The following is a 21,052-nucleotide window of genomic DNA, read 5'->3' as shown; positions in this document are numbered from 1 at the left end:
ACTGGTTCGTTTCGTTGGCGCCGGGGTTATCGTTGCACGGGAACGGTACGAAACAGTTTCGTTCCCGTGTTCGGCGGCTCCGTGCGGGCCGCGCCGTCACACAGGAGGTCCGTCATGGCACGCAGCAGGCTCACCCCCGAGCGCGAGGCCGAGCTCTACGGCGCCGTGCTCGACCTGCTGCGGGAAGTCGGGTACGACGCGTTGACCATGGACGCCGTCGCCACCCGTACGCGCTCCAGCAAGGCCACCCTCTACCGGCAGTGGGGCGGCAAGCCGGAGCTGGTCGCCCGGGCCCTGCGCTCCAACAAGCCCGGCGGCGACCTCGATGTCGACACCGGAAGCCTGCGCGGCGACTTCCTCGCGTTCACGGAGATCATCGACGACTGCCAGATCGAGAAGGACACCGCTCTGCTGCGGAGTCTCGTCCATGTCGCCAACGAGAACCCGGAACTCCTCCAGGCACTGCGCGAACTGCTCATCGAACCCGAGCTCAATCACCTGCGCGCGATCATGCTGCGTGCCGTCGAGCGGGGCGAACTGCCCCGGGACCACCCGGCCATCGAGTACGTCCCGCACATGCTCATCGGCGCGTTCGTCGCGCGGCCGCTGATCGAGGACAGACCCGTCAGCCGGAGCTTCTTCCTCGCCTACGTCAACGCCGTGGTGCTCCCCACCCTCGGCGTCTGATCCGGCTTCCGCGCGGGGCGGCGCCCGCACCCCGTGACGGCGCCCCCGACCCCGTATCCGCAACCGAACCCGAACCCGAACCCCGCACCGGCCCTCGCGCCCCCCACGCGTGTTGCCGTGCGCACCGCACCACCCTGACGCGTTCCGCTCTCGCCGTCGGGTCGGCTCCCCATGCCCCTTTCCGTACCGACCACACCGGGAGTACGTCCTCGTGGCCACGTTTCTCTACAAGCTCGGACGGCTCGCCTTCCGGCGCCGCCGCTTCGTCGCACTGATATGGGTGGCGCTGCTCGCGCTCGCCGGAGTGGGCGCGGCGACCGCGTCCACCGCCACCTCCAGTTCGTTCTCCATCCCCGGCACGGAGGCCCAGCGCGCCTTCGATCTGCTGGAGGAACGCTTCCCCGGTGCCAGTGCCGACGGCGCCACCGCCCGGGTCGTCTTCAAGGCGTCCGAGGGCGAGAAGATGACCGACGCCGCCCACAAGGCCGAGGTGCGCGAGATCGTGGACGAGCTGTCGTCCGGGTCGCCGCAGGTGGCCTCGGTGACGGACCCGTACCAGGCGCAGGCCGTCTCCAGGGACGGCTCGACCGCGTACATCCAGGTCTCGTACAAGGTCAGCTCGATGGAGCTGACCGACGAGACCCGGACGGCGCTGGAGGACACGGGCGGGGACGCCCGTGACAGGGGGATGACCGTCGAGATCGGCGGTGACGCGCTCCAGGTGATGCCGGAGACCGGCGCCACCGAGGTCATCGGGGTCGTCGTCGCCGCGATCGTACTCGTCATCACCTTCGGGTCGCTGGTCGCGGCCGGGCTGCCGCTGATCACCGCGCTGATCGGGGTCGGCGTCGGGGTCTCCACGATCACCGCGCTCGGCACGGTCCTCGATCTCGGTTCCACCACCTCGATCCTCGCGATGATGATCGGACTGGCGGTCGGCATCGACTACGCGCTCTTCATCGTCTCGCGCTACCGCGCCGAACTGGCCGAGGGCCGGGAGCGGGAGGAGGCGGCCGGCCGGGCCGTGGGCACGGCCGGGTCCGCCGTGGTGTTCGCCGGGCTCACGGTCGTGATCGCGCTCGCCGGCCTCTCCGTCGTCAACATCCCCATGCTGACCAAGATGGGCCTCGCGGCGGCCGGCACGGTCGTGATCGCCGTCCTCATCGCGCTCACCCTCATCCCGGCGGGCCTCGGCTTCGTCGGCAAGCGGATCCACGGCCGCAAGGCCCGTAAGGCCGCTGAGGCCGATGAGGCCGGTAGGACCGCGGGAGCCGAGGACGCCGCCCGTACGGCAGCCGAGGAGAGCGGCGGCGAGAGCGGCGGCGAGAGCGGTGCGGGCCGCGCCCGGGCCGGGGAGAAGCCCAACATGGGCACCCGCTGGGCCCGTTTCGTGCTGCGCCGTCCCGTCGCCGTCCTGGTCACGGCCGTGGTCGCGCTCGGCGCCGTCGCCGTGCCCGCCGCCTCCCTGGAGATGGGGCTGCCCGACGACGGTTCGCAGCCGACGAGCACCACCCAGCGCAAGGCGTACGACCTGCTCTCCGACGGCTTCGGCCCCGGCTTCAACGGGCCGCTGATGGTCGTCGTCGACGGCAAGGCCGAGCACAACGCCAAGGCGGCGGCCACCCGGCTGACGGACTCCGTCGAGAAGATGGACGGTGTCGTCGCCGTCACCCCCGCCACCCTCGACAAGTCCGGCGACACGGCGACCGTCACCGTCATACCGAAGGAGCGGCCCTCCTCGGTCGCGACGGAGGACCTCGTCCACTCCATCCGGGACACGGGCGGCGAGATCGCGGCGGACGACGGCGCGACGGTGCTCGTCACCGGCGCCACCGCGATGAACATCGACTTCTCCGAGAAGATGAACGACGCGCTGATCCCGTACCTGGCGCTCGTCGTCGGCCTCGCGTTCCTGCTGCTGATCCTGGTGTTCCGGTCCGTGCTGGTGCCGCTGAAGGCCGCGCTCGGCTTCCTGCTCTCCGTCGTCGCCGCCCTCGGCGCGGTCGTCGCGGTGTTCCAGTGGGGCTGGCTGGGCGGGCTGTTCGGGGTCGAGCAGACCGGCCCGGTGATGTCGATGATGCCGATCTTCATGGTGGGTGTCGTCTTCGGCCTGGCCATGGACTACGAGGTCTTCCTGGTCACGCGGATGCGTGAGGCGTACGTCCACGGCGAGCGGCCCGGCGAGGCGATCGTCACCGGCTTCCGGCACGGCGCTCGGGTGGTCACGGCCGCCGCGGTCATCATGATGGCCGTCTTCGCGGGCTTCATCGGCTCCAGCGAATCGATGATCAAGATGATCGGCTTCGGGCTGGCGATCGCGGTCTTCTTCGACGCCTTCGTGGTCCGGATGGCCATCGTGCCCGCCGTGCTCGCGCTGCTCGGACACAAGGCGTGGTGGCTGCCGCGTTGGCTGGACCGGGCGCTGCCGAACGTGGACGTCGAGGGCGAGGCCCTGCGCAAGCACCTCGGTGACGCGTCCGATGACGGGGCCGGGAACGACGGCGGCCCGGGCGGGGAGCGTGAGCTGATCCGGGCGTAGGGGCGTGGGGGCGTAGGTCTTACGGCCGGCCAGCCGGTTTCCGGATGACCGGTTTCCGGTCGGCCGCTCTCCGTATGCGCCGGTCAGCCGACGCCGGAGGCCGCCGCTCGAGTGGAGTGGCCGGCCTTCGGCGTCGCTGCCTCGTCGGTGCCCACGTCGGCGTGGGTGTCGAGACCGCTTCCTGATACTTCCGCGGCTCTGGCTCTGGTTCTGGCTCCGGCCTTGGTCTCGACTTTGGCCGGAGCCGTCGCGGAGCAGCTCCGCAGGAACCGCCGCAGCGGCGCCGAGTCGAACTGGACCACCGCCACTCCGTCCGGCGAGTGGAACTCGACGACGGTCTGCGCCCGGCCGCACGGCCACACCTCAACGTCGCCGTCGCCGCTCGGCAGCCGCAGACCGGCCTCGAGGAGATCGCGGGCGAAGGACCAGACCACCTCGCCCTGGTCGCGCGAGACTTCCGGAGGGAACACGATCCGCAGGGCCAGCGGGTCCTCGCCGTCGTAGCGCAGGAGCACGGAGACGGTCCGGGGCCAAGGGGCGTCAGTGATGAGACGGGCTTTCGCGGGCTGCTCGACGGTGGGAGACATCGGCACGCTCCTTGGCATCCTCGTCCTCGGTGACCTCAACGGACACATGCCCCTCAAGGGTGCAAATTATGTCGATTTATCCATAATCTGTTCGGTTGCGCATGCGCTGGTCCCGGTCGGCTCGGCCGTCCCGGCCCTCCCGGTCGTTCCGGTCCCGGCTGTCGGCGTGGGCGTGGGCGTGGGCGTGGGCGTGGGTGTGGGCGTGAATCGTGCGCGTTCGGCACGCTCTTGCGCATCATTCGCAAGAAGCTCATCATCGAACGGCCCTGTCGGTACGCCCTGCCCGTCGTCCCAGCCCAGGAAGCGGAGCCTTCGTATGCATGTCCCCGACGGATTCATCGACGTGCCCGTGTCGGCCGCCACCGGTGTCGTCGCCGCGGGCGCCGTCGCGGTCGCCCTGCGCGGCGCGCGCCGGGAGCTGGACGAGCGCACCGCGCCGCTCGCCGGGCTGGTCGCCGCATTCGTCTTCGCCGCGCAGATGCTGAACTTCCCGGTCGCGGCCGGGACCAGCGGCCATCTGCTGGGCGGGGCGCTGGCGGCGGTGCTCGTCGGCCCGTACACCGGGGTCCTGTGCGTCTCCGTCGTCCTGTTGATGCAGGGCATCCTCTTCGCGGACGGCGGGCTGACCGCGCTCGGCGTGAACATCACCGACATGGCCGTGGTGACGACCGTCGTCTCGTACGCGCTCTTCCGGGGCCTGGTACGGGTCCTGCCGCGCACCCGCCGCTCGGTGACGGTCTCGTCGTTCGTGGCCGCCCTGGTCTCCGTACCGGCGTCGGCCCTCGCCTTCACGCTGATCTACGCGGTCGGCGGCACCACGGACCTCCCGATCGGCAAGGTGCTGACCGCGATGGTGGGGGTCCACGTGCTGATCGGTGTCGGGGAGGCCGCGATCACCGCGCTGACGGTGGGGGCCGTGATCGCCGTACGGCCCGACCTGGTGTACGGGGCGCGGGGGCTGACGGCGCCGCTGAAGCTCCGGGTCGGCGGTCCCCGCGGTGAACTGGTCGACGTGGCGTCGGCCCCGACGGCAGCCTCCTCGGCGGCCGCCACGGTGACGGCAGACTCCCCGGCGACCGCCACGGCGACGGGGGCCGGGCCCCTCACGGCGTCCGGGGGACCGGCGGGTGCCCGCTCCAACCGGACGGTCTGGGTGACCGGCCTGGTCACCGCCCTCGTCCTGGCCGGCTTCGTCTCCTTCTACGCCTCTGCCAGCCCCGACGGCCTGGAGAAGGTCGCCGCCGACCAGGGCATCGACAAGAAGGCGGAGCCGCACCACGCCGCCGACTCGCCGCTCGCCGACTACGGGGTACGGGACGTCGCCGACGCCAGGCTGTCCGGCGGGCTCGCGGGCGCGATCGGGGTGGGGGCCACGGTCGTGGTCGGCAGCGGGGTGTTCTGGGCGGTGCGCCGGCGTCGTACGTACGCCGCCGGTGCCGTTGGCCGGGCCGCCTCCGCCACCGGGACCGGTGGTTCCGGTGGTTCCGGTGGCTTCGGTGGGTCTGGTGGGTCTGGCGACTCCGCCGATTCCGGGGCCGGGCGCGCCGATGCCACCGGCCGTGCCGTGCCCGGCGAGCGGGGCTGAGGTGGGCGCGGGTCACGCCCACCGGCTCCACCGGCCCGGGAACTCATCCGTCCACACCCTGCCCCCGCACTGCAAGCTCGCCGCCGTCCTGTGCTTCGTCGTCGTGGTGGTCTCCACCCCACGCACGGCGGTCTGGGCGTTCGCGCTCTACGCGGCGCTGCTGGCGGGCGTCGCGGCGGTGGCCCGCACACCGTTCTCCTTCCTGCTGCGGCGGATGCTGATCGAGGTGCCGTTCGTGGCCTTCGCGTTCCTGATGCCGTTCGTGGTCCCGGGGCCCGAGGTGCGGTTCCTGGGGGTGCCGCTGAGCGTGCCGGGGCTCTGGGACGCCTGGAACGTCCTGGCCAAGGGCTCCCTCGGCGTCGCCGCGTCCGTCCTCCTCGCCGCCACGACCGAACTGCGCTCGCTCCTGCTCGGTCTCCAGCGGCTCAGGCTGCCGCCGCTGCTGGTGCAGATCGCCTCCTTCATGATCCGGTACGGCGATGTCATCACCGACGAGATGCGCCGGATGTCCGTCGCGCGGCGCTCGCGCGGCTTCGAGGCCCGGGGCGTACGGCACTGGGGCGTGCTGGCCAAGACCGCCGGCGCGCTGTTCATCCGGTCGTACGAGCGCGGGGAGCGCGTGCACCTGGCGATGGTGAGCCGGGGCTACGTGGGCGCGATGCCGGTCATCGAGGAGGCGACCGCGAGCCGGGCGCAGTGGGCGTACGCGGGCGCGCTCCCGCTGACGGCGCTCGCGGTCTGTCTGCTTGGCTGGCTCCTATGACTGCCGCCACCGCCGCCCGTTCGTCCGCCGAACCCCCGCCGCCGCCCGCGTCCCTGGAGGTCAGCGGGCTCGCGTACGCCTATCCCGACGGCCATCAGGCGCTGTACGGCGTCGACCTCACCGTGGAGCGCGGCGAGCGGGTGGCGCTGCTCGGCCCCAACGGGGCCGGCAAGACCACGCTCGTCCTGCATCTGAACGGGATCCTCGAGCCCGGCGCCGGATCGGTCGCGATCGCCGGACTGCCGGTGGCGAAACGTCACCTCGCGGAGATCAGGCGCCGCGTCGGCATCGTCTTCCAGGACCCGGACGACCAGCTCTTCATGCCGACCGTACGAGAGGACGTGGCCTTCGGTCCGGCGGCTGCCGGAATCCGCGGCCCGGAACTGGCGGCCCGGGTCGGCGCGGCGCTCGACCAGGTCGGCATGGCGGAGTACGCGGACCGGCCGCCCCACCACCTGTCGTTCGGACAGCGGCGCCGGGTCGCGGTGGCGACCGTCCTCGTGATGGAGCCGGAGATCCTCGTACTGGACGAGCCGTCGTCCAACCTGGACCCGGCCTCCCGGCGCGAACTGGCGGATCTCCTGCTCTCGCTGGACGTCACCGTGCTCATGGTCACGCACGACCTGCCGTACGCGCTAGAACTCTGCCCGCGCGCGGTCGTCCTCAGCGAGGGCGTCATCGCCGCGGACGGGCCCACGCCGGAACTGCTGTCCGACGGGGAACTGATGGCGGCACACCGGCTGGAGCTCCCGTTCGGTTTTGACCCGCGTTCTGTGTCGCCGCGCCGCACTGCACCATAGAAGGAGTGCGCGCACGGGCAGGCGGTACGCGGCGCCCGGCACGACGGGCGCGGGTAACCGCGCGGGAACGGCGCCGGAACGACGCGGGATCGACGTGAGAATGACGGGCGGGATGACGGACGTGGACGTCCAGGGCACGGTGGCGGCGGGCTTCGAGCCGGTCAGGGACGCATTCGTACGGAACTTCGAACGGCTCGGTGAACGCGGCGCGGCGGTCGCCGTGTACCGGGACGGGCGGAAGGTCGTCGACCTGTGGGCGGGCACGCGCGACGTGTTCGGGCCGGGGCCGGCGGACGCGTCGGGCACGGAGGCGCCGGGGGCGGGTGGTGCGGGCACGGGCGCGGAGGCACGGGGCTCGCTCTCGCTCTCGGGCTCGGGTTCGGGTTCGGGTTCGGGCTTGGGCTCGGGCGAGGCAGGTGCGGACGCGGCGCCCTGGGCGGTCGACACGGCGCAGGTCGTACGGTCCGCGACCAAGGGCGTGGCCGCGGCCGTACCGCTCCTGCTGCACCAGCGCGGGCAGATCGACCTCGACGCGCCGGTGGGCACGTACTGGCAGGAGTTCAAGGCCGCGGGCAAGGAACGGGTCCTCGTCCGCCATCTCCTCTCGCACCGCGCGGGCCTGCCCGTACTGGACCGGTCGCTGACCCCCGCCGAGGCCGTCGACGGCGAGACGGGCGCCCGGGCGCTGGCGGCCCAGCTGCCCGCCTGGGAGCCGGGCACCGACCACGGCTACCACGCCCACACCTACAGCTGGCTGATCGCGGAACTGGTCCGGCGGGTGACCGGCCGGGGGATCGGCCGCTGGATCGCCGAGGAGATCGCCCGCCCGCTGGGCCTGGACTTCTGGGTCGGGCTGCCGGCCGAGGAAGCCCACCGGGTGGGCCGGATCGGGCGGATCGAGGACGTCACGCCGGGCGCGCCGGCCGGCGGCGAGCTGAAGCTCCGCCCGAAGCGGTCGGTGTCCCAGGCGTACCAGGACCCGGAGTCGCTGACACGGCGGGCGTTCGACGTGATCCAGCCACGGCCCGACGAGAACGACCCGGCCTACCGCGCCGCCGAACTCCCGGGCTCCGGCGGCATATCGACGGCCCGCGCGCTGGCGCGCTGCTACGCGGCGATGATCGGTCCGGTGGACGGCCACCGGCTGTTCGCCCCGGCGACGCTGACCCTGGCCCGTACGGAGGAGTCGGCGGGCCCGGACCGCGTCCTCGTCGTCTCCACCCGCTTCGGCCTCGGCTTCATGCTGCACGGCCCGGCGGCCCCGCTGCTGGGGCCGGGGTCGTTCGGGCACCCGGGGCGCGGCGGTTCCCTGGGCTTCGCGGACCCGGAGTCGGGGATCGCGTTCGGTTATGTGACGAACGGGATGCGCAGGGGAGTTACGGCGGACCCGCGGGCGCAGGCGCTGGTACGGGCGGTACGGGGCGTGGTGTCGGCCACCTGAGTCCCCGTCCGCCCATCCGAGTCGGCTCCTCCGCGTGAGCCGCCGGGGCCGGGTGTCCACGCCCTGGACGGTGGCTGCCCGGAGCGCCACAGCCCGCTCGCCCCCGAAGAGAGTGAACGGGCGAGCGGGCGAGCAGACGTACGGGCGAGCGGGCGTACGGTCAACCGGCCCTACGGCCCACCTGGGTTACGGCCAACCGGCCATGGTGGAGAACCGTACGTATGAGCGGGCGCTCGTCACTCCGCGCCCAGTACCGCCGCCACCAACGGACCGGCCGCGTCGCCGCCGTGGCCGCCGGACTGGACCACCGCCGCCGCGGCGAGGTCGTCCTCGTACCCGGTGAACCAGCTGTTGGACGTCTCCTGGCCGTCCACCTCCGCCGAGCCCGTCTTCGCGCCCTTGTCGCCGCCGAGTCCGGACATCGCCTTGGCGCCGGTGCCGCTCGTGGCGGTCAGCCGCATCATGGAACGCAGCTGGTCCGTCACGCCCGGCGCGAGCGAGCGCGAGGCGGTCGCCACCTCGCGGTCGTCCAGCGAAGGCGACACGATGACCGGCTGCTTGAACGAGCCGGTCTTGGCGGTGGCGGTGACCGAGGCCAGGTTGAGGACGTTCATCTGTACCGTGCCCTGGCCGATGTACTGCGCCGCGGCCTCGCTGCCGGTACCGGCCGGGACGCTGCCGTCGAAGGACGGGACCCCGGTCTGCCAGTTCAGGCCGATGCCAAAGACCTCCTTCGCCTCCTTCGCCAGCGCGCCGTCGTCCCCCGTGTCGTCGATCAGCTTGATGAAGGCGGTGTTGCAGGAGCGCGCGAAGCTCTGCGAGAAGGTGCCGCCCTTGATGTCGAAGCCGTCCAGGTTCTGGAACGTGGCGCCCTGGTACATCGCCTGCTTCGGGCACTCGGCCGGCCTGTCGGCCGCGACCAGGTCCTTCTCCAGCAGCAGCGCCGCCGTCATCACCTTCATCGTGGAGCCGGGCGCCTGCCGGCCCAGCATCGCCGCGTTCCAGCCGTCCTTGCGGTTGTTGGCGACCGCCAGTATCTCGCCCGTGCTGGGCTTGACGGCCACGGCCGACGCCTCGCTGTACTTCTTCACCGCCTTCTCGGCTGCCGCCTGCACGCCCGCGTCCAGCGTCGTCTCCAGCGTGCCGGGCTTCCCCTTGGCGAGCGTCAGCAGCGTCTGGTCGGCCACCGCCCCGGCCTTCGCGTCCGCCGAGGCGTCGCCGGCGCCGTCGTCGCTCCCGCTGCCGTTCTCGCCCCCGCTGTCGCCCTTCAGCACCAGCTCGATCCCCGCCGAGCCGCCCGCCTTGTCGCCGTACCGTTTCCGCAGCTCGCTCAGGAGCGGGGCGAGCGAGGGGTACTGCTCCGCCGTCAGCTCCGCGCCCGAGCGGTCCACGGCCTTGATCGGCGGGTTCGACGCCTCGCCCGTGACCAGGCGGGAGTTGTCCGTCAGCTTCGGATGGACCACGGACGGCGACCAGGCGACCAGCGGCCGGCCGGTGCTCTCCCCGCGCACGACCTTCAGCTCCGACTCGTAACTCCAGGGCTTGCTCTGCCCCTTGAAGGACACCGTGGCCTTGACGGTGAACGGCACCGTGGTCCCCGTCGCCGGCCCCGGAGTGATCACCGCGTCCTGGACGTGGGCCTCCTTGCGGAAGCCGCTGATGACCGGCCCGGCGGCGACGGCGTCGTTGGTCAGCTGCGCGACCTCGGCCGCGTCCGTGCCGTCCGCCCATGCGGTCAGGAAGCCCTTGGCGGCCTCGTCTATCTCGGCCGCGCTCAGCGGCCCGGTCCTGACCTCGCTCTTCGTCGTGGCCGTGATGCCCGATTCGCCGCCGAGGAAGGTGTACGCGCCGTACCCCACCCCGCCCGCGACCACCGCGAACACCCCGCCGATCACGGCGACCTTCGCTCCACTGCGCATCTGTGCGGCCCCCTCCCGGGAACCCCTTTGGCAGGAGCCCCCCTCCTCGAATCTCTGAACACGTTCAAGGGAATCAGTCGACGGGCCGCACTCTACGGGACGACCACGGGCGCGGGTGAAGAGCGTTACAGGACCGGGACGGGCGCCACGGGGCAGGGGCGCGGTCCGGTCGCCGCACCCACGTTCGCGACACCCACGTTCGCCACCGCATTCGCCGCACCCGCATTTCCTAGACCCAGGTGTCGAACCACATCCGGGAGCGCCAGGAGTCGATCGGGATCGGGGTGCCCGTGTACAGCGGCCAGAAATAAATGAAGTTCCACGCGATCAGCAGCACCAGCACACCCGCGCCGACCGCGCCCGCCGTCCTGCGTCTCTCGTCCGAGCCCGCCGGGCCGACCATGGCGCCGATCATCATGGCCACCGCCAGGCAGAGGAACGGCACGAACACGACCGCGTAGAAGAGGAAGATCGTCCGCTCCTGGTACATGAACCACGGCAGCCAGCCCGCCGCCGCCCCGCACGCGATCGCGCCCGCGCGCCAGTCGCGCCGGAAGAACCACCGCCACAGGACGTACACGAGCGCGAACGCCGCCGCCCACCACAGCAACGGGGTGCCGATCGCCAGGACCTCGCGGGCGCACTCGCCGGGCGTCGAGGCCGGGCACCCGTCCTTGCCCGCCGGCGGGTCCTCGTAGAAGTACGAGACCGGGCGGCCCAGGACGATCCAGCTCCACGGGTTCGACTGGTAGGTGTGACCGGAGGTCAGGTTGATGTGGAAGTCGTAGACCTCGTTCTCGTAGTGCCACAGGCTGCGCAGCCAGTCCGGCAGCCAGGTGAAGTAGCCGCCCTTGCCCTGGGTCTCCGCCCAGTTGCGGAAGTACCCCTTGCCGGTGACGATCCAGCCGGTCCACGACGCGACGTACGTGACCACCGCCACCGGCACCGTGGAGACGAACGCCGGCAGGAGGTCGCGCTTGAGCACCGCCAGGTACGGCCGGACCGCGCCCGCCGTCCGGCGCGCGCCGACGTCCCAGAGAACGGTCATCAGCCCGAACGCGGCCAGGATGTAGAGACCGTTCCACTTCGTGGCGAGCGCCAGTCCCAGCATCAGGCCGGCCGCGAGCCGCCAGGGCCGCCACCCCAGGCGCAGCGTCGCGGCCACCGAGTCGTCCGGGCGCAGCACGCCCTCCTCGTCCTCCGGGAGCGCCGCCGCCAGCCGCTGCCGGGCGCGGTCCCGGTCGATCAGCAGACAGCCGAACGCGGCCAGTACGAAGAACATCAGCACCAGGTCGAGCAGCGCGGTCCTGCTCATCACGAAGTGCAGCCCGTCCACGGCGAGCAGCGCGCCCGCCAGGCAGCCCAGGAAGGTCGAGCGGAACAGCCTGCGTCCGATCCGGCACAGCATCAGCACCGACAGCGTGCCGAGCACCGCGACCATGAAGCGCCAGCCGAACGGTGTGAAGCCGAAGATCTGCTCGCCGATCCCGATGACCCATTTGCCCATCGGCGGATGCACGACATAGCCGGGGTCCGTGGGCACAGGCACCGAGGAGGGGTCCTTCAGGATCGCCTTGTCGACGTCTTTGGGCCAGCTGCCCTCGTACCCCTGGTTGACGAGCGCCCACGCGTCCTTCGCGTAGTACGTCTCATCGAATATCAACGCCTTGGGGTTGCCCAGGTTCCAGAACCGCAGCAGCCCCGCGACGAGCGCCACGAGCAGCGGCCCGCCCCACGCCGACCAGCGGACCAGCCGCGCCGCCAGGGCGGGCGGTACGGCGAGCACCGCCCACAGCCTGTCGGAGGGGCGGGTGTACGGCGGTACCAGCCGCTCGCGGAGCCCGATGACCGGCCGGGGCACATGGCCGAACCGGCGCAGCCGCTGGGGCCAGGAGGGTGGTGTGTCGCCGGCGTCGTGCCCCTGGAGGGCTTCTGGCGCAGTACTGGTCACCGCGCCATCGTAGGGAACGAGGCTGTGCGGCGGGCGCCTCGCACCGGATGAGGGCGACGGCCCACGGGTACCCGCGCCCCGCGCGCCACGCCGTGCGGCCGCGCCCTGCGAGGATGGCGGATGTGACTGGCACTGGCACCCACACGGGCACTGACGCGGAAACCGATACGGGCACGGACGCGAGCGCTGATGTCAGCGCTGAGGCGGGTGCTGAGACGAGCACCGGCACGGACACCGGCACGGGGGCCGAAACGGGCACCGACACGGACGCCGAAACGGACCTCGACATGCGCGCCGAAACGGACAGCGACATGGGCGCCGACGTGGGAACCCTCGTCCTCGCCGGGACCCCCATCGGCGACGTCGCGGACGCGCCGCCCCGGCTCGTCACCGAACTGGCGAACGCCGACGTGATCGCCGCCGAGGACACCCGGCGGCTGCGCCGGCTGACCCAGGCGCTCCAGGCGCACACCCGTGGCCGGATCGTGTCGTACTTCGAGGGCAACGAGTCCGCCAGGACGCCCGAGCTGGTCGAGGCACTGGCGGGCGGGGCGCGGGTGCTGCTCGTGACGGACGCGGGCATGCCGTCCGTCTCCGACCCCGGCTACCGGCTGGTGGCGGCGGCCGTCGAGCGCGGTATCCGGGTCACCGCCGTCCCCGGCCCCTCCGCCGTTCTGACCGCGCTCGCGCTCTCCGGTCTGCCCGTGGACCGCTTCTGCTTCGAGGGTTTCCTGCCGCGCAAGCCGGGCGAGCGGCTCGCCCGGCTGCGGGAAGCGGCGGGCGAGCGGCGCACGCTCGTCTACTTCGAGTCCCCCCGCCGGCTCGACGCCACGCTGGCCGCGATGGCCGAGGTCTTCGGCGCGGACCGGCGCGCCGCCGTCTGCCGCGAGCTGACCAAGACGTACGAGGAGGTCAAGCGCGGCGGCCTCGGCGAGCTGGCGGACTGGGCGGCCGACGGCGTGCGCGGCGAGATCACCGTCGTCGTGTCCGGCGCGCCCGAGACCGGCCCCGGGGAGCTGGATCCGGCGGAACTGGTGCGCCGGGTCCGCGACCGGGAGGAGGCGGGGGAGCGGCGCAAGGAGGCCATCGCCGCCGTCGCCGCCGAGGCGGGTCTGCCCAAGCGCGAGGTGTTCGACGCTGTGGTCGCGTCAAAGAACGCCGCACGCGCGGCCTCCGCGAACGGCAAAGGACTATCGTGAAATGCAAAGGCCAGACCGGGTACCGGTCTGGCAGAGCATGAGAAATACCAAAACCACTCCATTTATCGACAGGGGCTGATGCGCTCCCGCCGGCAGAGGCGTCCACTTGGTGGGTGGAGAGGAGCTGGCATGAGTGACACCGCGGGCACGGGCGTGGCCCACGAGGCATATGCCTTTTGTTGCATGCGTTGCGGGCACGGCTGGGAGTCGGCCTATGACATAGAGCACTTCGTCGACGGCTCGGGCCAGAATTTCGTTGTGTACAAGTCGGGTGGCGTGCGGGTGCCCTCACCCCTGTCGAGCCCGACGTGCGGCAACTGCGGGGGCCACGTCGTGCGCATCATGCGCTCCGGGCGCGTCTCGTCCGTGCGGGCGCTGATGGGCATCACCGACCACCCCGCCGGGCTCGCGGGCGGACCGGTGCCCGCGCAGGGGGCCGAGGGCGGGGCCGCCGGAGCGGTGGACGAGATACCCGTCAGCCCGACCGGGCCCTTCGGCGGCGTGTGGAGCGTCCGGAGCGGCACGACGGGCAAGAACGGCACGACAGGCAAGAACGGCTCGAAGGGCAGGAACGGGCGCAACGGTACGACCGTGGCGGGCGGCGCGGGCGGTACGGTGCCCGGCGCCGTGGGCCGGAACGGGACCGACGCCGGGCAGGGCGCCCAGGACTCACGCCAGGACGCCCGGCGGGGCGGGGGCGGCCGGGGGCATCACCAGTGGCACCTGTCCGACCTGCTGCATCCCTTCCAGCACCGCCGCTGAGTCACCGCCGCCGAGTCGTGGCGGCCGAACTGCCGCGGGTGAGCCGCCGCGGCCGGTCTGTCGCCGGGGCACGGCCGAGGGCCGTGGCCCTGGCCGGCGGGTCGCCGGGCGGCCGTCACCACCACGCGTCGGCCCATGGGCGCGGTCCTCGTAGGATCGCGCCCATGAGCGCGCAGAACCGGTCCAGGCAGGACCAGGCCCCGCCCCCGCCGCCCGAGCCCCTCCGGGTGCCGGTCGCGGACTCGCACACCCACCTGGACATGCAGGACGGCACCGTCGAGGAGGGGCTGGCCAGGGCCGCCGCGGTGGGGGTCACGACCGTGATCCAGGTCGGCTGCGACATCAAGGGGTCCCGGTGGGCCGCGGAGACGGCCGCCCGTCACGAGAACGTGCACGCGGCGGTCGCCCTGCACCCCAACGAGGCTCCCCGGATCGTGCACGGCGACCCCGACGGCTGGTCCCGGCAGGGCGCGCGACCGGGCGGCGGCGACCCGGCGCTGGACGACGCCCTGACCGAGATCGACCGGCTGGCGGCCCTGCCGGAGGTGCGGGCCGTCGGGGAGACGGGGCTCGATCACTTCAGGACCGGCCCGGAGGGCATGGCGGCGCAGGAACGGTCCTTCCGCGCCCATATCGAGATCGCCAAGCGGCACGGCAAGACCCTCGTCATTCACGACCGCGAGGCACATGCCGACGTGCTGCGCATCCTCGCCGACGAGGGCGCCCCGGAGCGTACGGTCTTCCATTGCTATTCCGGCGATGCGGAAATGGCCCAGGTGTGCGCCTCCGCCGGCTACTACATGTCCTTCGCGGGCAATGTGACGTTCAAGAACGCTCAATCGTTGCGGGACGCGCTCACCGTAGCGCCGCTGGATCTCGTACTGGTCGAGACGGACGCTCCTTTTCTCACCCCCGCCCCGTTCCGCGGCCGCCCGAATGCGCCGTATCTCATTCCCGTCACACTCCGCGCCATGGCGAATGTGCGGGGTGTCGGGGAGGACGCGATGGCCGAGGCGATTTCCCGGAACACGGCGCGGGCGTTCGGCTATTAGGAACATCGCGGTCCGGGGGCGCTCGGCGGCGCGTGGCAGCGCCCAGGGCGGTTGGCGGCGCGTGGCAGCGCGTGGTGGCGCGCGGCCGGGTGAGAGAGGCGCATTGCGCCGGTTTTCGCGACTGTGGGTAGTTGACCGACTTGGGAGAGTGACGTCTGCTCCGCTAGTCTCCGGGCCCGGCCGCCGTGCGGGTGGGCCGTCGTCGGACCTTGTGGAGCGTCGTGAGCAATGCGCAGGGCAGTCACCGTGCCGCACGCGGCGGGCGCCGCGCCGCCAGGGCCGTGCCCGTCGCCGCGCGGACGCCGTCGCAGTCGCCGCCCCGGCCGTCCTGGCCGCCGTTGTCGTCGCGGTACGAGCCCGCTGCCGGCCTGACGACGATGGCTCTGCCGAGGGCCGAGTCGTACGGGGCGCCCGAGTCGTACGGCGGGGGTGAGGCGTATATCGCCCGCAATCCGTACGCCTCGCACGCGCCGCGAGAGGCGTACGGGCCATACGCTACGCCCGAGCCGTATGGGACGGCATACGGGCCCTCTACGGCGGCGACCGAGCCCCGCCCGGCCGACGCGTACCGCCCGTACAACCCGTACAACCCGTACAACCCGTGCGACCCCTACGAGCAGCCGTACGGCCCCGTCGAGGCCCGCACCTCCTACGCCGCCCACGAGTCCGCAGCCCCGGTCCTCCCGGCTCCCGTTCCCGCAGGTGGCCGCGCACAGGCCCGGCGGGAGAGACGAGCCCGCCAGGGCAAGCACTCCCAGCAGCAGCCGGACCGAGGCCCGGCACAGCCGGCACAGCCTTCACAGCCGGCCGAACTCGAACAGGCTGTCCGCGCGCGGGGATCCCGGCGCCTGCCCCGTGGCGCGGCTCGCGACGCCGTGCGGAGCGCGGCGCGCGAGGCGGCGGCCGGCGGGGGCGGCGCGGGGGTTGTCGGCCGGGCCGCCCGCCGGGCCTCCCGGCGCCGGAAGAGCGCCGCCGTCCCGCCCGACGCCCTGCGCCGAGTCCTCCCGCAGGCCCTCGTCGTCGCCTTCCTGGCCGGCGGCACCTCCGCGTTCGTCGTCCACGACAAGGCCGTACGGCTCGACATCGACGGCGTACCCCGCACCCTGCACACCTTCGCCGACGACGTGACCGAGCTGCTGGCCGACGAAGGCGTGACCGTGGGGGCGCACGACCACATCGCGCCCGCGCCCGGGGCGGAGCTGGCCAACGGGGAGGAGGTCGTCGTCCGCTACGGCCGCCCCCTCGCCCTCACCCTCGACGGCCACCGCCGCAGGGTGTGGACGACCGCCCGCACCGTCGAGGGCGCACTGGGCCGGCTCGGGGTGCGCGCGCAGGGCGCGTACCTCTCGCTCCCGCGCGCCTCGGCCATCCCGCGCGCCGGGCTCTCCCTGGACGTACGGACGGAGCGGACCGTGACCTTCCTGGCCGACGGCCGTGAGCGCACCATCCGTACCAACGCGGCGACCGTCGGCGAGGCGCTCGCGCAGGCGGGCATCGTCCTGCACGGCGACGACACCGCCTCCGTCCCCCTCGGCAGCTTCCCGAGGGACGGCCAGACCGTCACCGTCCTGCGCATCACCGCGCATGAGCAGGTACGCGAGGAGCCCGTCCCGTACGAGACCGTCCGTACCGAGGACCCGGCCCTGTTCCGGGGGACCGAGGTCGTCGATGAGCAGGGCAGACAGGGCGTCCGCCGGATCACCTACGCGGTGCGGACGGTCAACGGCGTCCGGCAGAAGCCGCGCCCGATCCGCGCGGAGACGCTGCGGCGGCCGGTCACCCAGCGGATCAGGGTCGGTACGAAGGCCATGCCCACGTCCGTGGCCGGCGCGGACGGGCTGAACTGGCGTGGACTCGCCGCCTGCGAGTCCGGCGGCCGGCCCGGCGCGGTGGACGCGTCGGGGAACTACGGCGGTCTCTACCAGTTCGACGTGGGCACCTGGCAGGCCCTCGGCGGCAGCGGACGCCCCCAGAACGCCTCGGCCGAGGAACAGACATTCCGCGCGAAGAAGCTGTACGTGCAGCGGGGGGCGAGCCCGTGGCCCCACTGCGGCCGTAGGCTGACCGGGTGAGCACCACTGAGTCCGCGTCCGATTCCGCGTCCGATCCCGAGTCCACGCCCGAGTCCGAGTCCGGGTCCGTGCGCGTGTCGGCTTCCGCGCCCGATGCCGCGCCGGAGCCCCGGCCTCGCCCCGAGGTGTCCGAGGCGTCCGACGCCCTGCTGGGCCCCGCGGACGTGCGGGAGCTGGCGGCGGCCCTGGGCGTCCGGCCCACGAAACAGCGTGGGCAGAACTTCGTCATCGACGCCAACACCGTCCGCCGGATCGTCCGTACCGCCGACGTACGACCTGACGACGTCGTGGTGGAGGTCGGCCCGGGGCTCGGCTCGCTGACGCTGGCGCTGCTGGAGGCGGCGGACCGGGTGACGGCCGTGGAGATCGACGACGTCCTGGCGGGCGCGCTGCCCGCCACGGTCCGGGCCCGGGTGCCCGCGCGCGCCGGCCGCTTCACGCTGGTGCACTCCGACGCGCTGCACGTACGGGACCTGCCGGGCCCGGCGCCGACGGCGCTGGTCGCCAACCTCCCCTACAACGTCGCCGTACCGGTGCTGCTGCACATGCTGGAGCGCTTCCCGACCATCGAGCGGACGCTCGTGATGGTCCAGGCCGAGGTCGCCGACCGGCTGGCCGCGCCGCCGGGCGGCAAGGTGTACGGGGTGCCGTCGGTGAAGGCGGCCTGGTACGCGGAGGTCAGGCGCGCGGGCGCCATCGGCCGTACGGTCTTCTGGCCCGCGCCCAACGTGGACTCCGGTCTCGTCTCGCTGGTGCGCCGGTCCGAACCGGTACGGACGACGGCTTCCCGGGAAGAGGTCTTCGCCGTGGTCGACGCGGCCTTCGCGCAGCGCCGCAAGACGCTGCGCGCGGCCCTCGCCGGGTGGGCGGGCTCGGCCCCGGCGGCGGAGGCGGCGCTGGTGGCGGCGGGGATCTCGCCGCGGGCGCGCGGGGAGTCATTGACGGTCGAGGAGTTCGCGCGGATCGCGGAGTCGAAGGGGGCGGGCGCGTGAGCGCGGTCGAACGGACGGAAACGCAGGCGGCACGGGCACGGGGCGCGTCGTCGACGCAGGCGGCAGGGAAGCAGGGAGCACGGAGGCAGGCCCCGGGGGTACAGGGTGCGGGGGCGCAAGGTGCGGGGGCGCGAGGGGCCGGGGTCCGGGTGCGCGTGCCGGCCAAGGTCAACGTCCAGCTGGCGGTGGGGGCCGCGCGCCCCGACGGCTTCCACGACCTGGCGAACGTCTTTCTGGCGGTGGGCCTGTACGACGAGATCACCGTGACGCCCGCCGACGAACTGCGGATCACCTGCAGCGGCCCGGACGCGCACCAGGTGCCCCTGGACGAGTCGAACCTGGCGGCGCGCGCGGCGATCGCGCTCGGCGCGCGGCACGGCATCGAGCCGCGCGTGCACATCCACATCGACAAGGACATCCCCGTCGCGGGCGGCATGGCCGGTGGCAGCGCGGACGGCGCGGGCGCCCTGCTGGCCTGCGACGCGCTGTGGTCGCTGGGCTCCTCGCGGGAGGAACTGCTCGCGCTCTGCGCGGACTTGGGCAGCGACGTGCCGTTCAGCCTGCTCGGCGGGGCGGCGCTCGGAACCGGCCGGGGCGAGCGGCTCACGCCCCTCGACGTCGGCGGGGCGTTCCACTGGGCCTTCGCGGTCGCGGACGGCGGTCTGTCGACGCCCGCCGTCTACGGGGAGTTCGACCGGCTCACGGAGGGCACGGACGTCCCCGCCCCGGCCGCCGACCCGGCGCTGGTGGAGGCGCTTCGTACGGGAGACGCCGTCGCGCTGGCGGCCACCCTGGCCAACGACCTCCAGCCCGCCGCCCTTTCCCTGCGCCCGTCCCTGGCCGCCACCCTCTCGGCGGGCACGGCGGCCGGCGCCCTGGGCGCCCTGGTCTCGGGGTCGGGCCCGACGACGGCGTTCCTGGCGAAGGACGAGGACGCCGCGACGCGGGTGGCGGAGGCCCTGCTTGCCTCGGGCACCTGCCGTACGGCCCGGGTGGCCCCGGCGCCGGCGCCGGGCGCGACGGTCGTCGGCGCGGAGGACGGCTGAGAGGTGCGGCAGGTGGAGGGCCGGCGAGGGTGGCGGGAGTGGCGAGAGTTGGCGAGAGTTCGCCACTCTGCGTTGAGCGATCGCAGCTCTTGGTAGCGTGAAGTGAGGGCTGGTGCTTCGTGCCGGCCCTCCACCCACGATTCTCACCAACCAGGGAGTTGACGATGGGAGAGCACGGAAAGCCGTCGGCCCCCACCCCGCCGGCCCCTCAGCCCTCGCCGAGCACATCGGACAGCAAGCACCCCGATGTGTCGAAACCCGGCAGCGGTAAGCACAGGAAATGACCACGGATCTCGCCCGGGGCCTGGATGACCTGCGCGCACGCGCCGCCGCCGAGCTCGATGCCGCGGACGGTTTCGCGGAACCCTGGATGCGCGACCTGTTCGTGAGGGTGTCCCGCCACGCGTTCGTCCCCGAACGGGTGTGGGAGTGGTCCGTCGAAGCGGGCTCGTACCAGCCACTGGACCGCGCGGACGACCCGGACGGCTGGGCCCGGCGCGTCCACGACATGACCCGGCCCGTGGTGACCCAGGTCGACGACGGGCGCCCCGGCCCGGCCGGGGGAGTGCTCTCCACCAGTTCGATCAGCGCGCCCGACGCCGTCTTCGCCATGCTCGCCGCCCTCGACGTGCGGCCGGGGCAACGGGTTCTGGAGATCGGTACGGGCACCGGGTACAACGCGGCCCTGCTGTGCGAGAGGACGGGAGAGGGCACGGGCGAGGCACCCGGCGAGGGCGAGGGCGAGGGCAAGGGCACGGCGCTTGGCACGGGCAAGAGCACGGGCGAGGCGCCCGGCATGGGCACTGGCGAGTGGAACGTCACGACCGTGGAGATCGATGCCGAGGTGGCCCGGGCCGCCGCTGAGGCCCTGCGCGCCGCCGGATACCACCCCACACTCGTGATCGGTGACGGCGAGGACGGCCATCGCCGCAAGGCGCCCTATGACCGGATCATCTCGACGGCCGCCCTGTCCCGGGTCCCCGGTGCGTGGATCACCCAGACCCGGCCGGGCGGTCTGATCGTCGCACCCTGGCGCACCACCCTCCAGCCCCGAGGCCTGGCGGTTCTCCGGGTGACCGCCGAAGGCGACCGGGCCGAGGGGCACTTCGGCCACCCCATGGCCTTCATGGACCTGCGCGGCCAGCGCCGCGCCGGCCGCTCACCGCTGCACGCGCTCTACACGCCCGACGCGTGGGAGACAGCGCGGCGCGGCACGACAGATCTCGAACCGGACTGGCTCACCGACGACTTCCACGCCCGGTTCGCCGTCGGCCTGATGCTTCCCGGGATGTACGCGGAGCGGCAGGACACCGATGCGGGACCGGCGTGGTGGCTCTCCACCGCCACCTCCTGGGCGCATCTGGCCGGGAGGTCCGTCAGGCAGTGGGGTCCGCGCGATCTCGTCGCCGACCTCGAAGAGGCGTACCGGCGTTGGAGCAAGGCCGGTGAGCCGGAGCTGTACGACTACGGGCTCACGGTGACGGCGGACGGCGGCCAGTATCCGTGGCTCCACGACCCTGAACAGCCGGTCTGGCAGCCGGATACGGACAGCCCGCCGTGAAGGTGAACTCCGCGCCGACCCGCGCGCGCAACTGCGTACGGAACCCGCGCGGGCGACCGCTGCCGACCGGCTCGAGCGCCCGCTCGGGGGTGATCG

Annotated in this window: 16 protein-coding genes; 13 read left to right on the top strand and 3 right to left on the bottom strand. The window is 73.0% G+C overall.

What is annotated here, in order from left to right:
- Positions 1-114: 114 nt before the first annotated feature.
- On the top strand, positions 115-687 hold the full coding sequence (locus IG02_RS0116855; protein ID WP_030747928.1) for a TetR/AcrR family transcriptional regulator: 573 nt from the start codon (positions 115-117) through the stop codon (positions 685-687).
- Positions 688-898: 211 nt separating this feature from the next.
- The gene (locus tag IG02_RS0116850; RefSeq protein ID WP_030747923.1) at positions 899-3,226 is read left to right on the top strand and encodes an MMPL family transporter; all 2,328 of its coding nucleotides are present in this window, start codon (positions 899-901) and stop codon (positions 3,224-3,226) included.
- Between the two features lie 83 nt (positions 3,227-3,309).
- On the opposite strand, the gene IG02_RS0116845 is transcribed toward IG02_RS0116850, so the two are convergent.
- On the bottom strand, positions 3,310-3,813 hold the full coding sequence (locus IG02_RS0116845; protein WP_063756791.1) for an SsgA family sporulation/cell division regulator: 504 nt from the start codon (positions 3,811-3,813) through the stop codon (positions 3,310-3,312).
- A gap of 316 nt (positions 3,814-4,129) precedes the next feature.
- Here IG02_RS0116845 and IG02_RS0116840 point away from each other — a divergent pair, with 316 nt between their 5' ends.
- The 4 genes from IG02_RS0116840 to IG02_RS0116825 all read left to right on the top strand — a co-directional run bounded on the left by IG02_RS0116840 (position 4,130) and on the right by IG02_RS0116825 (position 8,402).
- On the top strand, positions 4,130-5,398 hold the full coding sequence (locus IG02_RS0116840; RefSeq protein WP_078854529.1) for an energy-coupling factor ABC transporter permease: 1,269 nt from the start codon (positions 4,130-4,132) through the stop codon (positions 5,396-5,398).
- Position 5,399: 1 nt separating this feature from the next.
- Positions 5,400-6,161, top strand: a complete 762-nt coding sequence (gene cbiQ / locus IG02_RS0116835) for a cobalt ECF transporter T component CbiQ (protein ID WP_030747917.1) — start codon at positions 5,400-5,402, stop codon at positions 6,159-6,161.
- Positions 6,158-6,961 (top strand): energy-coupling factor ABC transporter ATP-binding protein, encoded by an 804-nt coding sequence (locus tag IG02_RS0116830; protein WP_030747915.1) that lies wholly within the window; start codon positions 6,158-6,160, stop codon positions 6,959-6,961. The genes cbiQ and IG02_RS0116830 overlap by 4 nt, the downstream gene beginning before the upstream one ends.
- 112 nt (positions 6,962-7,073) lie before the next feature.
- Positions 7,074-8,402, top strand: a complete 1,329-nt coding sequence (locus IG02_RS0116825) for a serine hydrolase domain-containing protein (protein WP_030747913.1) — start codon at positions 7,074-7,076, stop codon at positions 8,400-8,402.
- A 236-nt stretch (positions 8,403-8,638) separates the two neighbouring features.
- On the opposite strand, the gene IG02_RS0116820 is transcribed toward IG02_RS0116825, so the two are convergent.
- On the bottom strand, positions 8,639-10,321 hold the full coding sequence (locus IG02_RS0116820) for a penicillin-binding transpeptidase domain-containing protein (protein WP_030747911.1): 1,683 nt from the start codon (positions 10,319-10,321) through the stop codon (positions 8,639-8,641).
- 229 nt (positions 10,322-10,550) lie between these two features.
- The gene (locus IG02_RS0116815) at positions 10,551-12,272 is read right to left on the bottom strand and encodes a dolichyl-phosphate-mannose--protein mannosyltransferase (protein WP_030747905.1); all 1,722 of its coding nucleotides are present in this window, start codon (positions 12,270-12,272) and stop codon (positions 10,551-10,553) included.
- A gap of 311 nt (positions 12,273-12,583) precedes the next feature.
- On the opposite strand from IG02_RS0116815, the gene rsmI reads away from it, so the two are divergent.
- The 7 genes from rsmI to IG02_RS36490 all read left to right on the top strand — a co-directional run bounded on the left by rsmI (position 12,584) and on the right by IG02_RS36490 (position 20,956).
- A complete protein-coding gene (gene rsmI / locus IG02_RS0116810) occupies positions 12,584-13,471 on the top strand; it encodes a 16S rRNA (cytidine(1402)-2'-O)-methyltransferase (RefSeq protein ID WP_030747904.1) in 888 nt (295 codons plus the stop codon).
- A gap of 129 nt (positions 13,472-13,600) precedes the next feature.
- Complete coding sequence (locus IG02_RS43895) at positions 13,601-14,233, top strand: hypothetical protein (RefSeq protein ID WP_420707755.1); 633 nt, start codon at positions 13,601-13,603, stop codon at positions 14,231-14,233.
- A 164-nt stretch (positions 14,234-14,397) separates the two neighbouring features.
- Positions 14,398-15,285: a TatD family hydrolase gene (locus tag IG02_RS0116800; RefSeq protein WP_030747900.1), complete on the top strand. Its 888-nt coding sequence runs from the start codon at positions 14,398-14,400 to the stop codon at positions 15,283-15,285.
- A gap of 440 nt (positions 15,286-15,725) precedes the next feature.
- The gene (locus IG02_RS0116795) at positions 15,726-17,357 is read left to right on the top strand and encodes a ubiquitin-like domain-containing protein (RefSeq protein WP_420707757.1); all 1,632 of its coding nucleotides are present in this window, start codon (positions 15,726-15,728) and stop codon (positions 17,355-17,357) included.
- A gap of 125 nt (positions 17,358-17,482) precedes the next feature.
- Positions 17,483-18,349, top strand: a complete 867-nt coding sequence (rsmA, locus tag IG02_RS0116790) for a 16S rRNA (adenine(1518)-N(6)/adenine(1519)-N(6))-dimethyltransferase RsmA (RefSeq protein ID WP_030747894.1) — start codon at positions 17,483-17,485, stop codon at positions 18,347-18,349.
- Between the two features lie 149 nt (positions 18,350-18,498).
- Positions 18,499-19,395: a 4-(cytidine 5'-diphospho)-2-C-methyl-D-erythritol kinase gene (locus IG02_RS0116785; RefSeq protein WP_030747891.1), complete on the top strand. Its 897-nt coding sequence runs from the start codon at positions 18,499-18,501 to the stop codon at positions 19,393-19,395.
- Positions 19,396-19,675: 280 nt separating this feature from the next.
- Positions 19,676-20,956: a hypothetical protein gene (locus tag IG02_RS36490; RefSeq protein WP_037803070.1), complete on the top strand. Its 1,281-nt coding sequence runs from the start codon at positions 19,676-19,678 to the stop codon at positions 20,954-20,956.
- Positions 20,957-21,052: the final 96 nt, after the last annotated feature.

It is taken from the genome of Streptomyces sp. NRRL F-5135 (assembly GCF_000719775.1).
Lineage (GTDB): Bacteria > Actinomycetota > Actinomycetes > Streptomycetales > Streptomycetaceae > Streptomyces > Streptomyces hebeiensis.
This window is presented reverse-complemented; position numbering and strand designations above follow the sequence as displayed.